Origin of the sequence: Streptomyces siamensis, from assembly GCF_039543605.1 — a bacterium.
Taxonomy (GTDB): domain Bacteria; phylum Actinomycetota; class Actinomycetes; order Streptomycetales; family Streptomycetaceae; genus Streptomyces; species Streptomyces siamensis.
The window spans coordinates 418381-432847 of sequence record NZ_BAABKB010000021.1; the positions used below are offsets into that span (position 1 = coordinate 418381).

Below are 14467 nucleotides of genomic sequence, written 5' to 3' on the forward strand. Positions count from 1 at the left end.
CGGCCTTCCGCGGTCCGCGGGGAGAAGTCCCCTCTCCTCGGCCGGCCCCTCACGTGGTGGGAGCCGCGACGCGGCCGGCAGGCGTGACACGCCGGCGGTTCGGGGGGCGTTCAGGTGGTGCTGTCGGGGTCGGTCTCGGGGTGGGTTGTCGGGGCTTTGGTGTGAAGGACGTCGCGGGCTTGTTCGGCGGCCCGGGTGATGCTTTCGGAGACGAAGTCGAGGAAGCGGGCGATGTTCTCGAGACGAGTGGCGGCGGGGGTGCCGGTGCCCAGGACGGGGACGCCTTCGCGTGAGGTTTCCGCCAGTTGGGCCGTGGAGCGAGCGCTGGCGATCATGGACTGGTACCAGACGTCGTCGTCGACGACGTAGCGTTCGCGGCGTCCCTCGCCCGTCTCGCGGCGCACCAGGCCTTGGCTTTCGAGGAATGTGATGGCTTTGGAGATGGAGGCGGGACTCACCTGGAGGTGTGCGGCGAGTTCGGCGGCAGTGAGACGGCCGGAGTCGGTGAGGGTCAGGCAGGCCATCACCCGGGCCATCATGGTGGGGGCACCGGAGGCCATTATGACGGTGGTGAACACCTCCTGGTACTCGCGGACCGCCTCGGCGTCGCGCCCGTACGGCTGTTGAGGCGTCTTCGGGCTGCGGGGGGTGGCCTGTTTGCGGCGGTGGGCGCGGTGTTCGGTGGCGCGGTGGGCGATGTCGGCGCGGTAGGCGTTGGGGCCGCCGTTGCGCATGACTTCGCGGGTGATGGTCGAGGTCGGGCGCTCGAGGCGGCGGGCGATCTCGGCGTAGGCGAGGCCGTCGGCCAGCCCCAGCGCGATCTGCTGGCGTTCGGGCTGGGTGAGTCTGCCTCCCGGCATGCGCACTCTCCTTCGTTCGCTGCGTCTGCGTCGAGCATAGCGTTCACCGTCATTCCATTGCAACGGACTTGCTGTCGGAGTGTTGCGTTAGACGCGAGACCATTGCAATGAAATTCATGGTTCGACCTGCAATTATGGCGAGTTGACGCAACAACAAGGTTGTCGGAGTAGTGAATGCAACGTAGCTTTTCCGCAGTCGGAAACGGCGGGCCGCAAGGGTCCGCGCCGGCAGACGAAGGAGCTACGTCATGCAGAAGTTCGCCACCTCCGCCCCCGTCCTGGCCGTCGTCACCATCCCCGCCGGACGCATCCAGCTGATCGCGGCCGACCGCGCCGACACCACCGTCGAGGTCCTGCCCGCGAACGCCGCCAAGAGCCGTGACGTGAAGGCCGCGGAACAGATCCGGATCACCTACGACGACGGTGTCCTGCGCATCGAGGCCCCGGAGGCCGACAACCGGATCCTCGGCACTTCCGGTTCCGTCGAGGTGACCGTCCAACTGCCGACCGGTTCCCGGGTGGAGGCCAAGACGGCTGCCGCCGAACTGCGGGGCGTGGGACGGCTCGGCGACGTGTCCTTCGACGGTGCGAGCGGCACGGTCAAGCTGGACGAGGCCGACAGTGCCGAATTGGTCGGCCTGGACGCCGACATCACGATCGGCCGCCTCAACGGTTCCGCAGAGATCAGCACCCAGAAGGGCGACGTGACCGTCACCGAAGCCGTGCGCGGCACGCTCACCCTTCGCACGCAGAAGGGCGACATCACCGTCGGCGCCGCCCGCGATGTCTCCGCCGCTCTCGACGCCGGGACCGGTTACGGCCGGGTCGACAACACCCTGAAGAACGACGGCACCCCGGCCCTGACCATCAAGGCGACCACCACCCACGGCGACATCACCGCCCGCAGCCTCTGAAGGGCGGGGCCGCCCCTCGCGGTCCGTGCCCTGCAACGGCATCACGGACCGCGGCCTGTGCCCCATGGCGGTATCGCCGCTCGTATCCCCCTCTTTGAAGGAGCACTGCTCATGACCAGCTTGGCCATCGCGGCGAACGCGCTGCGCAAGTCCTATGGCGACAAGACCGTTCTGGACGGCATCGACCTGGCCGTCCCGGCCGGTTCCGTGTTCGCCCTGCTCGGACCGAACGGCGCCGGCAAGACCACTGCCGTCAAGATCCTCTCCACTCTCATCACACCCGACCCCGACTCCGGCGAACTGCGAGTCGGTGGGCATGACGTGGCCACCGAGGCGCAGACCGTCCGCGCGGCGATCGGTGTCACCGGGCAGTTCTCCGCGGTCGACGGGCTGATCACGGGGGAGGAGAACATGCTCCTCATGGCCGACCTGCACCACCTGTCCAAGGAGGAGGGACGGCGGGTCACTGCCGAACTGCTGGAGCGCTTCGACCTGGTGGAGGCTGCAAAGAAGCCCGCCTCGACCTATTCCGGCGGTATGAAGCGGCGTCTGGACATCGCCATGACCCTGGTGGGCAGTCCGCGGATCATCTTCCTCGACGAGCCGACCACCGGCCTGGACCCGCGTTCCCGGCACACCATGTGGCAGATCATCCGCGAGCTGGTCACCGGCGGCGTGACCGTCTTCCTCACCACCCAGTACCTGGAGGAGGCCGATGAACTCGCCGACCGGATCGCGGTGTTGAGCAACGGAAAGATCGCCGCCGAGGGCAGTGCCGAGGAGCTGAAGCGGATCGTGCCCGGCGGGCACGTGAAACTCCGCTTCACCGACCCCGCCGCCTACCGGAACGCCGCTACCGCGCTCGGCGACGCCGCTGCCCGCGACGACGACGCTCTTGCGCTGCAGATCCCCAGCGACGGCAGCCAGCGCGCACTGCGCTCCCTCCTCGACCGCCTGGACGCGGACGGCATCGAGGCGGACGAGCTGACCGTGCACACCCCCGACCTCGACGACGTCTTCTTCGCCCTGACCGGCGACACGAACATCCCTGCCCAGTCCGCCCAGTCCGCCCAGTCCGCCCAGTCCGCCCAGTCCAAGGAGTCTGTCCGATGAGCTCTGTGTCCCTCGCCGTGCGTGACTCGGCCACGATGCTGCGCCGCAACCTGCTGCACGCGCGCCGCTACCCGTCGCTCACTTTGAACCTGCTCCTCACCCCGGTCATGCTGTTGCTGCTGTTCGTCTACATCTTCGGCAACACCATGAGCGGCGGGCAGGGCCGGACCGCCTACATCGCGTACCTCGTCCCCGGCATCCTGTTGATGACCATCGGCTCCACCACCATCGGCACCGCCGTCTCGGTCTCGACCGACATGAACGAGGGGATCATCGCCCGCTTCCGCACCATGGCCATCCACCGCAGCTCCGTGCTGTTCGGCCACGTCGCCGGCAGCGTGCTGCAAGCCATCATCAGTGTGGTCCTGGTCGGCGCGGTCGGTGTCGCGATGGGCTTTCGCTCCACCGACGCCACTGTCCTGGAGTGGCTGGCGGCGTTCGGACTGCTCGCCCTGGTCGCCCTCGCGTTCACCTGGATCGCGGTCGGCATGGGCCTGTCCAGCCCCAACGCCGAAGCGGCCAGCAACAACGCCATGCCGCTGATCCTGCTGCCGCTCATCTCCAGCGCCTTCGTCCCTCTCGACTCGATGCCGGGCTGGTTCCAGCCGATCGCCGAGTACCAGCCCTTCACTCCCGCCATCGAGACCCTGCGCGGACTCCTTCTCGGGACCGAGATCGGCAACAACGGATGGATCGCCATCGGCTGGTGCCTCGTCCTGACCGTCCTCGGGTATCGCTGGTCCAAGGCACAGTTCGACCGCGACCCGAAGTAGCCGCCATGACGACGCGGGCGACCCCCGCACTCCGTCTCGTCCCACCCCGCACTCCGTACCCGGCACCGACGGCGGCGTACACCGGCACCACGCCGGAGTACGCCGCCGTTCTGCGTACGAGGGCGGGGCCCCGGCTGCTCAAGTGAATCTCACGTGCGCCGCGGTCGGTGGACGGAGCAGACTGCCGGGCATGGTCGACATGGGGATGTTCCGGAGCGAGGTCACAAGGTGGGCGGGCGGTGGCCCCGGCCAGTCGGCGAGGGAGCTGGCCGAGCTCTTGAGGGTGCATACGGCGGTGTTGCTGGAGGGGCTGAGCGACCTCGCGGCCGTGGAAGCGCTGGCCGTGGGGCGGAGTCGTGACCTGGCGGCCGAAGGGGTGTGCGTGGTGGCGATGGGCGGTGCGATGAGCGTCGGCCGCTACGCGCAGATCCTGGGGCCGTCCGGTCTGGGCCTGCGCCTGGTGGGTCTGTGCGACGAGCGCGAGAGGCCGTTCTTCGACCGAGCCCTCAACTCGGCTCCGCATTCGGGTGTCTTCGTCTGCACGGCGGATCTGGAGGACGAGCTCATCCGCGCGTTGGGCTCGGCGCGTATCGAGCAGATCATCCAGGCCGAGGAGGAGCTGCGCGCCTGGCAGACATTCGTCCAGCAGCCCGCCCAGCACGGCCGGCCCCGGCACCAGCAGTTGCGGCGCTTCATGGGCACGAAGAAGGGGCGCAAGATCCGTTACGGCCGCCTGTTGGTCGAAGCCCTCGGACCCGGCCAGGTACCGGCTCCGCTGGAAGGCCTTTTCGCCGGCCTGTGACGGGCTGTGTCCGCAGGCCGGCTCACGCATCGAGCCCCGCTCCTGCGCAAGGCCGGGCTGCGCTTGCCGCTGCCGGACCGGGATCTAGCCGAGCTGGGCGTGCGCCTGGCCGTGGCCGTGGCCCGGCGGAGACCCGGCGGGCACCGGCACTGAGCGCGGGTCGTCCCGCGGGATCGCGGGGTGTGGGGCGGTCGTCCCGGTGCGTGTGGACAGGGCTATCGCGCTGAGCACCACGGCAGTGGCGAGCGTGACGCGGCCCACGGTACGCCCCGCCGGACCCATCAGTTGCTCTCCACACCGACCGTGGAGGCGTCCGACGGCTCCGGCGACGGAAGTTCTCCCTGGCAGGTGGCGCGTCCGAACCTGCCGAAGGCGGTGGCGGTCTGGACGTGCCGGCCGCGAACGGCGAGTTGGCAGCTGGCCCGCCCACCTTGTTCCCCGAGGGTGATGGTCACGAGGGGTGCCTTGCCGAGCGGGACGTTCACGGTCTTCTTCCACGGCAGCGTGATGTCGTGGGCCACCACGGCGTCCCCGGACTCGCTCCGCGCCTGGTACGTGATGTCGGCCGTGCCCTTGCCCTCGATCTCGTACGTCACCGCGGCGGTCGGTGTCCGAGGCGTCGGCTTCTCGGTGGTGTCCAGCACGCCGTAGGCGACGAGACCGGCGCAGGCGGCGAGAAGCACGGCACCGACGGCAATTCCGCGGCGGTCCGTGCCGCTGGAGCCCTTATCCCTTCGCGGTTCCGGCGCATTTTCGTCGGAACTCTCCGGCACAGCACTGTCATTCATGGCCTCTGCGTCGTCCGGCCTCTGTATCGATGGCATGGGCTCCCGCTTTCGGATCGGCGCGCATTCCCGGAACGAATGCGGGCGGCTGACGGACCGGCTGGTTATACCTCACGGAGCGCGGCTCGATCCAACGGCCGGAAAAATCAGACCAATCGACCGCCCGGTTCGCCGAACTTGGTGGACATCGGGACAGCTGTCCGCATTGTCGCCTCCGTTGACATGAACTCGCCCTTCCGGTTAGAACCACGCCTGCCACAGAGGTGGCTGACGAGGCAACAGATAGCCCGTACGACATGACCGGCCGGGAACCACCCCGGTTGGCGGTTCGGCGTGTCCTCATTCGGCTTGCGCGCCGTGGGCGCGCGAAAAGCCGGAAGGGGAGCGCGCCGCAATAGAGAGGGCATTGGACGTGAAAGTCCGATACGGGAGAGTGATCTCCTGTCTTGTGGTGTCCGCGGTCGTGAGTACCGCGCTACCACAATTCGCCTATGCCGCAACCGCATCAGGCAAGGACGACGACAAGGGAATCGTCGACACCCTCAAGGGATGGTTCGGGGACGACGACGGCGGAAAACTCGACAAACCTCCGTCCCACGATGAACTCGACGTGGCCGACCGGCAGAAGCTGCCGAAGGGCAGGACCGCCCCGAAGGCCGTGAGGGTCCGGGAACTCACGGGCCGCCGTACGTCCAGCGCGCGCTTCTGGCAGATGTCGGACGGCCGCGTCCAGGCGGAACTGTCGGCCGTCCCGACCTCCTATCGATCCGTACAGGGTCGGAAGAAGTCGTGGAAGCCGATCGACACCGCCGTCCACACGTCGAAGTCCAAGGGCTTCGAGTTCGCCAACACCTCGAACGAGGGCCAGAGCTGGTTCGGCTCGGACACGGACCGGCTCGTCCGGTTCCGTTCGCCGGACGGCCGCTCGGTCACCCTCGGAATCCAGGGTGCAGGCGGTTCGCTCAAGCCGACCGCCAAGGGCTCCACGGTCACCTACAAGGACGCCCTGAAGGGCGCGGACCTGGAGTACGGCGTCGGACCGGGCCGGGTGAAGGAGAACGTCACCCTCACCGAACGCCCGCCCGGGCCGGTGAAGTTCATCTTCACCCTGGACACCGACGGACTTGTGCCGAAGGCCCGCAAGGACGGCTCGATCGCGCTGTACGGCGAGCTGCCGCACACGCCGGTCATGGTGATCCCCGCGCCCTACATGACGGACGCGAAGAAGGCGGACAAGTCCGTCTTCGGCAAGACCTACAGCACCAAGGTCACGCAGAAGCTCACCCGGGACGGCAAGTCCTGGAAGCTGACCGTCACTCCGGACACCAAGTGGCTGGCGGCCAAGGAGCGGCAGTACCCCGTCGTCATCGATCCGACGATCACGATCGCGCCGTCGCCGACCGACTCCCAGGACACGATGGTCCTGTCGGACCAGGCGTCGACGAACTTCAACACGACCTGGAAGCTCTCGGCGGGCAAGACCGACACGGGCATCTCCCGCTCGCTGGTCAAGTTCCCGCTGGACGAGATCCCCTCGGGCACGAAGATCGACTCGGCCCGCCTGGAGATGTACTTCGACCAGGCGCACACCACCAATGCCAACGATGTCACCATCGGCGCGTACCGGGCGACCGGGGCGTGGAACGAGACCACGGCGAACTGGACCAACACCAGCTCGCTGGTCGGTGAACTGTCCGGCACCAGCGTCCAGGTGGACGACGGCGACGCGGGCACCACGGCTGCCGTCGGCAACTGGCCTGCCTCCACCTCGTCGCTGGCGCAGTACGGCATAGGCGCCGACTACCGGTCCAACAAGGACACGGTCGCCGGTGACACCTACACCTGGCAGCCCGATATCAAGGAAGCGGGCACCTACAAGGTCGAGGCGCACTACGTGGCGGCCACCGACCGGGCGACCAACGCGCCCTACACGGTGACCTCCAACGACGGCACCGCGACGTACACGGTGAACCAGCAGTCGGGCACCAACGGAGTCTGGGCCGCGCTGAACGGCGGCTCGCAGATCGACTTCGCCAAGGGGACCGCCGGCAAGGTCGTGCTCGGCGACGGCCCGGCGTCCTCGACCACGGCGGTGATCGCGGACGCGGTCCGGTTCACCAACCCGGCGTCGATCGTGAAGAACGTCGGCGAGTACAACCAGTGGCACAAGTTCCCGGTGACCGACACCGTCCAGCAGTGGCTCGACGGCACCTCGGTCAACAACGGCTTCGTGCTGAAGGCGACCGACGAGTCGGCCACCGCCCCGACCGGCGGCCCGCGGTACGAGTCCGGTGACGGCGACTACGGCGGCGAGACAGCCACCATTCCCCGCCTGACGGTGACCTACGGCAAGGTCGGCACCGCCCTGAACTCGCCGACCGTCGTGCACTCCACCGGCCCTGAGCTGAGCTGGAAAGCCTACGCGAACACCACGGGCGACACCGGCCTGGACATCGTCGAGTACCAGCTGCACCGCTCCACGCAGCAGGCGTTCACACCGTCCGCCGCGACCCTGGTGGCGCCGGTCGGCAAGACGACGACGGCGTACACGGACACCACCGCGACCCCGACACCGGACTCCTCATCGGAGGAGATCGGCCGGTCGTACTACTACCAGATCGCGGTGAAGACCAAGAACGGCCAGCTGATCGGCTCGCCCACTCGCATCGTCGGCGTGCCGAAGGCAGGCCGCACCATGCGCCTGATCCAGGGCACGTCCGGCGTCACGGACACGACCCTGGCGTCCGGGCAGCCCACCACGAACGAGGACACCATCGCCTCCTTCGGCGTCGGCCAGAAGTGGCTGGAGGTGGGCAACAACTCCACCACGTACGGCAAGGCCCGTGCGGCGATGAAGTTCACCACGTCGAGCATCCCGACGACGGCCACCGTGCTGGAGTCGCGTCTGTTCATGTGGGGCGCGGAGACCACCACCGACACCAACGGCGCGATCTATGAACTCCACGGTCTGAACCGGGACTTCACGGAGACGCAGGCCACCTGGAACAACGCCACCACCAGCACGCCATGGACCACGGCGGGTGGCGACTTCTCCGGCACCGTCTCCGACACGATTGCGCAGGTCTCGGAGGTGGGCCGCCACTGGTGGGACGCCACGTCGCTCACCCAGGGCTGGATCAAGACGCCCACGTCCAACAAGGGCGCCCTGATCAAGCTGAAGGACGAGTCCGCCACCGGTCCGCAGGAGCGCTCGCTGTTCCTGTCCTCGGAGGCCCCCGACCCGCAGCTCGGTCCGCTGCTGCGCGTGATCTACGTGGACTCCACGACGGAGGACACGTACTACGCGCCGCAGACCCCGGCCCGGATGACCCCCAACTCCACCTACACGGTGGACATGACGGTCACCAACACCACGAACGCCGCCTGGGCGGCGGGCGAGCGCGTGATGTCGTACACCTGGAAGCTCCCGGACGGCACGGACGTGACGACCGGCGGCAACCAGGTGTCGACGGCGATACCGGCGCTGTCGCCCGGCCAGTCGGCCACGATCCACGCGCAGGTCAAGACGCCGATCAACTCCGACTCGGGCAGCAAGCGCACGGACTACGTGCTCGGCTGGGACGTCAAGAAGGTCTCCGACGGCAGCTGGCTGTCCGCGGGCACCGGCGGCATCCCGTCCCTGAAGCAGAACGTGGCGGTCGAGGACCCGACGTCCAACTCGCTCGGCCTGGAGAAGTTCTACTCGTACACGGGCAAGAACACGGGCGCCGGCTCGACGGTCATGAACAACCTGGCCTCGGGCAACGCGGTGTGGGCGTACAACGCGTTCAGCAACCCCGGCCGGGGCTTGACCACGTTCGCGCGCTTCTCCTACAACTCCCTGGACACGAGCGACACGGTGTCGGGTGCGGGCTGGTCCGCGCAGCTGGCCGGGCCGATCCGGCTGGGGGCGCCGCTGGACTTCCACCCCAACCCGAACCCGACCGAGATCCGCCTGCCCGACGGTGACGGCACGACACACGTCTTCTCCAAGCAGCCGGACGGCAGCTGGAAGGCGCCGGCGGGTGTCCACTACCGCATCACGGCGAAGGCCGGGCTGGACTGCACCCCGGACAAGGACCCCGTCCCGGACGCCTGGACCCTCCTGCGCCCGGACGGCAGCCGGTTCCTGTTCGGCTGTGACGGCTACCTGACGTCGGTCGTCGACAAGAACGGGAACACGCAGTCGTACACGTACGAGGAGCGTAAGTCCAACAACAAGCCGACGAAGTTCCTCACCTACATCACGGACCCGACCGGTCGGCAGTCGCTGACGGTCGACTACTTCGAGAAGGGCGACGCGTCGTACGACTACATCGACGACACGGGCGCCAAGGTCACCGACACCAACCTGACCAACTCGAAGATCTACGACCACATCAAGTCCGTCACGGACATCAGTGGCCGGAAGGTCTCGTTCTACTACACGTCGAAGGGCCTCCTCGGCCGGATCACCGACGGTGAAGGTTCCGCACAGCCGAAGGTGTTCAAGTTCACCTACGACGCCACGCAGGGCAACAAGAACGTCAAGCTGGTCACGGCCACCGACCCTCGTGGACACGACACGAAGCTGGCGTACAACGAGCCGAAGGCGGGCGACGACCCGGCCTACCACTGGTGGACGAAGACGATCACCGACCGTCTCGGCGGTGACACCGGCTTCGTCTACGCGGCCGATGCGACGAACACCAAGTTCGTCGACACCACGGTCACGGACGCCGAGTCCCACGACACGAAGTACGTCACCGACGACTTCGGCCGCGGTGTCCAGACGACCAACGCCAAGTCCCAGACCACGAAGATGAGCTGGGACGCGGACAACAACGTCACGTACCTGGAGGAGGCCAACGGCGCCAAGACCGCGTACTGCTACGACCAGAAGACGGGCTACCCGCTCTGGCAGCGCGACGCGGAGAACAACAAGGCCGGCGTCCCCGACCAGACGGCCACCTGCGTCACCGACACCACCAAGTGGCCGGGCAACGCCGCGAAGTACGAGTACCAGACCCGCGCCGACGGCTTCTCGGCCGACCTGTTCCGCAAGACCTCCCCGGAGGGCCGGGCCTGGCAGTTCGGGTACGACAACTTCGGCAACGTGAAGACGGTCACCGACCCCAAGGGCGTCGCGACCACGACGGTGCCGGACGACTACACCACGAAGTACGAGTACGACGCCTTCGGTGAACTGAGCAAGGCGACCGACGCCGGCGGCAACCCGACGACGTTCACCGGCTTCGGCCCCACCGGCTACCCGAACACGATCACCGACGCGAAGTCCGAAGACACTGATTTCGTCTACGACGAGCGCGGACAGGTCACCCAGGTCACCGACGCACTCGGCAAGAAGATCACGCAGGCGTACGACACCTACGGGCGCCCGCTGGCCAAGACGCAGCCGAAGGACCAGGACGCCGGTGTCCTGATCACCACCCCGGCACCGGTGTACGACGAGAACGACAACGTCACCAAGGCGACCGCGCCGGACGGCGCGTTCTCCTCGGCGGTGTACGACAACGCGGACGAGATCACGTCCGCGACGCAGCCCGCGAACAACCAGACCGACCCGCGGACCACGACGTACACCTATGACAAGGCCGGCAACCTCGCGACGACGACGGAGCCCAAGGGCACGGCGACGGCGGCGGACACGACCGACTACGTCACGACGAACCACTACAACGAGGTCTACCAGCTCACCTCCGCGGTCAACGCGAAGGGCGACAAGGTCTCGTACGAGTACGACAACGTCGGCAACGTCACCAAGGTCATCGACCCCAAGAAGAACGCGACGACCGACTCGACCGACTACACGACCAAGACGGACTACGACCTGGACCACCGGATCACGGTCGTCACGGACGCGGCCGGCAAGAGCACCAAGAAGGGATACGACAAGGACTCGCTGGTCACCTCGACCACGGACGCCGAGAACAACACCACGCTCATCACCTACGACGAGCGCGGCAAGCAGACCGAGGTCAAGGTGCCGCACGACGGCACGTCCAGCATCACGTACCGCACGACGAAGTACGAGTACGACCAGGTCGGCAACACCACCAAGGTGCTCACCCCGCGGTCGACGGCGGCCGGTTCCACCGACGCCTTCACCTCGCGCACGACGTACGACGAGCTCAACCGCCCGGTCAGGCGCTACCAGCCCTACGACCCGGCCGACGCCCGCTACAACGACCCGAACGTCTACACGGAGACGGCCTACGACAAGGTCGGCCGGGTGGCGAAGACGTCGCTGCCTCCGTCGGAGGGCGAGACGGTTCGCAACGACACCACCTTCGCCTACTACGACAACGGCTGGACGAAGAAGTCCACGGACCCGTGGTCGATCGTCACCGACTACGACTACGACGACCTCGGTTCGCAGACCACGCGGACCATCTCGGCCGCGGACGGTTCGACGAACCGCACGATGTCCTGGTCGTACTACCCCGACGGGTCGCTCAAGACGCGGTCCGACGACGGCGTTCCGGTGGGCAAGTCGGTCGTCCTCGTGGACAACTCCGACTCGCAGAACACCGCCAGGACCGGTGCCTGGACGAAGGGAGACATCACCGGTCAGCAGGGCTACAACCACGAGACCCACACGGCCGGCGCCGGCACGGACGCCTACTCCTGGACGCTCAACATCCCCAAGGACGGCACGTACGCCGCGTACGTGAAGTTCCCGAAGGTGACGGGCGCCGCGACGACCGCCAAGTACACCCTGACCTACGACGGTGGCACCGTCGACAAGACGGTCGACCAGAACGCCGCCGCGAACCAGGGCACTTGGGTGTCGCTGGGCTCGTACGCGTTCCAACAGGGCAACGCGGCAAAGCTGCAGCTGTTCCAGAACAGCGGCGGCACGGTCGTCGCGGACAGCGTGAAGCTCGTCCGGAGCACCAGCGGCGACCCCGCGGACACGGAGAAGAGCGACTTCGCCTACTCCTACGACCTCAACGGCAATCTCGCACAGATCGACGACACCTCGTCGACCGCAGAGATCGACGCCTACGCGATCACCTACACGGGCCTCAACGAGGTCCAGAAGGTGAGCGAGTTGCTGAACGGCTCGACGAAGAAGTCGACTTCCTTCACGTACGACGCCGACGGCAAGGTCGAGACGGTCGACCACCCCGACCAGTTCTCCAAGTACACCTACGACTTGCGTGAGCTGGTCAAGACGGTCTCGGTCGGCACTTCCTCCACGGATGCCTCACCGAAGGTGTCGTCGTACACGTACACCGACCGGGGCCAGCAGCTCCAGGAGACCAAGGCCAACGGAAACACCGTCGACTACGCGTACTTCCTGGACAGCGTCGTCAAGTCGACCACGGAGAAGAAGCCGAACGGCACCCTCGTCGCTTCGCACACCTACGCCTACGACCCCAATGGGAACAAGTCGCAGGACGTGGCGAAGAAGATGAACGCCGACAACCACTCGGCGTATCTCTCGTCCACCACGGACTACACGTACGACCCGGCGAACCGGCTTGCCAAGTCGGTCAAGACGGGCAACGGCGCGGAGACCGAGACCTACGTCCACGACGACAACGCCAACGTCATCAGCCAGACGGTCGGCGGCACCACAACCACGTTCGACTACGACCGCAACCGCCTGCTGAGCGCCACCAGCGCCGGCGTCGCGGCGAACTACAACTACGACCCGTTCGGCCGCCAGGAATCGGTGACGTCGGGCGGCAGGGTGATCAGCCGGAACGTGTACGACGGCTTCGACCACGTCGTCGAGTCCCAGAAGACGGACTCGACGGGCGCGACGAAGTCCACCACGTTCACGTTCGACCCGCTCGACCGCACCACGTCGAAGACCGCGGACGGCAAGACCACGGACTACGAGTACCTCGGTCTGACGACCGAGGTACTGGACGAGAAGGTCGCCGGCACCCTCACCAAGTCGTATCAGTACAGCCCGTGGGGCGAACGCCTGTCGCAGGTCAAGCACAACAGCGACGGCACGACCGAGGACGGCTACTACGGCTACAACAGCCACAGCGACGTCGAGACCCTCACGGACAAGAACGGCGACACGAAGTCGACGTACGGGTACACCGCCTACGGCTCCGACGACAAGTCCGAGTTCACCGGCATCGACAAGCCCGATGCCGCCGACCCCACCAAGGAGGCCTACAACCCCTACCGGTTCAACGCCAAGCGGTGGGACGCCCAGTCGGGTACGTACGACATGGGCTTCCGGGACTACGACCCGGGCCTGAACCGCTTCACCAGCCGGGACATGTACAACGGCGCGCTCGCCGACATGAACCTCGGGGACGACCCGTACACAGCGAACCGGTACGCCTTCGGTGGTGGCAATCCCACCAGCGTCGTCGAACTCGACGGGCACATGCCCGTACCGACGTCCGACGGAGGCGGCGCGACGACCGGCGGCTGCGGTACCCCTGGGTTCATCGGCCCGTGCCCGGTCAACAAGCTCCCGGCACCCAAGAGCGGATGCGGTTCGGCGGGCTTCATAGGCCCGTGCCCTGCCTATGCGCAACCCGCCACGGCGGCCGCGGCTTCCGGCGGCAGCTGGAGCACCACGCACTACATGGCCCAGCTGATCATGTGGGAGTGGCTCGAGACGCAGGCGATCGCCAAGTACGGGCCGTCCGGCGGGTGGCGTGCGCAGATGGAGGCGCCTGTCGCCGGTGGATCCAAGGAAGGCACCGGCAATGAGGGTGGTGCCGACATCACCTACCAGGACGGAAACACGCTGTATGTCTGGGAATTGAAGCACAAGGCGAAATTGCCCTGGACCGGGGGCCGTCCGCCTGCCGAGGCATACGGAAAGTTCGACGTCCAGTGGTACATCAACGCGATGAAGAAGGACCCACGGTACAAGGGGCTCGACATCAAGCCTGGATTCCAGCTGCCGCACCCGCTCATCGGTCCGGGATCGAAGCGTGGCCAGTTCCTGGAACTGGACAACTCCGATTTCTTCGAGAAGAGCGGGCCGGGAGTTGTCACGTACCAGCCCTTCTATCTACGCACCACGTACCCCGAACCGCCGCGGGTCACCGTACCGGAACCGGTGAAGGTCGGAGTCGGCGCCGCAGCGCTTGGTACGACGCTTTGGTGGCTCGGTAAGCTGGCTTCGCCGGCTTGTGGGCCGGCTGCGCCTGTGTGCGCGGTCGTGCTCTAGCCAGACCACTTCCGGTCGGGCGCGTCACAACTGGGCGCGCCCGGCCGGGCTCTCGGTTTCGTC

8 protein-coding genes are annotated in these 14467 nt (G+C 67.1%); 6 read left to right on the plus strand and 2 right to left on the minus strand.

Features of this window, described 5'->3' with window-relative positions; translation table 11 throughout:
- Positions 1–110 precede the first annotated feature (110 nt).
- A complete protein-coding gene (locus ABEB03_RS26340; protein ID WP_345654385.1) occupies positions 111–860 on the minus strand; it encodes a GbsR/MarR family transcriptional regulator in 750 nt (249 codons plus the stop codon).
- A gap of 248 nt (positions 861–1108) precedes the next feature.
- On the opposite strand from ABEB03_RS26340, the gene ABEB03_RS26345 reads away from it, so the two are divergent.
- The 5 genes from ABEB03_RS26345 (at position 1109) to ABEB03_RS26365 (ending at position 4462) form a co-directional block, all read left to right on the plus strand.
- Positions 1109–1774 (plus strand): DUF4097 family beta strand repeat-containing protein, encoded by a 666-nt coding sequence (locus ABEB03_RS26345; protein ID WP_345654388.1) that lies wholly within the window; start codon positions 1109–1111, stop codon positions 1772–1774.
- Between the two features lie 111 nt (positions 1775–1885).
- Positions 1886–2887: an ATP-binding cassette domain-containing protein gene (locus ABEB03_RS26350; protein WP_345654391.1), complete on the plus strand. Its 1002-nt coding sequence runs from the start codon at positions 1886–1888 to the stop codon at positions 2885–2887.
- The gene (locus ABEB03_RS26355) at positions 2884–3660 is read left to right on the plus strand and encodes an ABC transporter permease (protein ID WP_345654394.1); all 777 of its coding nucleotides are present in this window, start codon (positions 2884–2886) and stop codon (positions 3658–3660) included. Before ABEB03_RS26350 ends, ABEB03_RS26355 begins: the two co-directional genes overlap by 4 nt.
- A 5-nt stretch (positions 3661–3665) precedes the next feature.
- Positions 3666–3806 carry a hypothetical protein gene (locus ABEB03_RS26360; protein ID WP_345654397.1) on the plus strand — a complete coding sequence of 47 codons (141 nt, stop codon included), beginning with the start codon at positions 3666–3668 and terminating at the stop codon, positions 3804–3806.
- Between the two features lie 44 nt (positions 3807–3850).
- A complete protein-coding gene (locus tag ABEB03_RS26365) occupies positions 3851–4462 on the plus strand; it encodes a TOPRIM nucleotidyl transferase/hydrolase domain-containing protein (RefSeq protein ID WP_345654400.1) in 612 nt (203 codons plus the stop codon).
- 281 nt (positions 4463–4743) lie between these two features.
- Here ABEB03_RS26365 and ABEB03_RS26370 read toward each other — a convergent pair whose 3' ends face one another.
- Positions 4744–5145 (minus strand): hypothetical protein, encoded by a 402-nt coding sequence (locus tag ABEB03_RS26370; RefSeq protein ID WP_345654403.1) that lies wholly within the window; start codon positions 5143–5145, stop codon positions 4744–4746.
- 565 nt (positions 5146–5710) lie between these two features.
- Between ABEB03_RS26370 and ABEB03_RS26375 the strand changes: the two genes are divergently transcribed.
- On the plus strand, positions 5711–14404 hold the full coding sequence (locus ABEB03_RS26375) for a golvesin C-terminal-like domain-containing protein (protein WP_345654406.1): 8694 nt from the start codon (positions 5711–5713) through the stop codon (positions 14402–14404).
- Positions 14405–14467: the final 63 nt, after the last annotated feature.

Coding starts and splice junctions, on each gene's coding strand:
- ABEB03_RS26340 (WP_345654385.1), bottom strand. CDS start 860: ATGCCGGGAGGCAGACTCACCCAGCCCGAACGCCAGCAGATCGCGCTG.
- ABEB03_RS26350 (WP_345654391.1), top strand. CDS start 1,886: ATGACCAGCTTGGCCATCGCGGCGAACGCGCTGCGCAAGTCCTATGGC.
- ABEB03_RS26360 (WP_345654397.1), top strand. CDS start 3,666: ATGACGACGCGGGCGACCCCCGCACTCCGTCTCGTCCCACCCCGCACT.
- ABEB03_RS26355 (WP_345654394.1), top strand. CDS start 2,884: ATGAGCTCTGTGTCCCTCGCCGTGCGTGACTCGGCCACGATGCTGCGC.
- ABEB03_RS26365 (WP_345654400.1), top strand. CDS start 3,851: ATGGTCGACATGGGGATGTTCCGGAGCGAGGTCACAAGGTGGGCGGGC.
- ABEB03_RS26345 (WP_345654388.1), top strand. CDS start 1,109: ATGCAGAAGTTCGCCACCTCCGCCCCCGTCCTGGCCGTCGTCACCATC.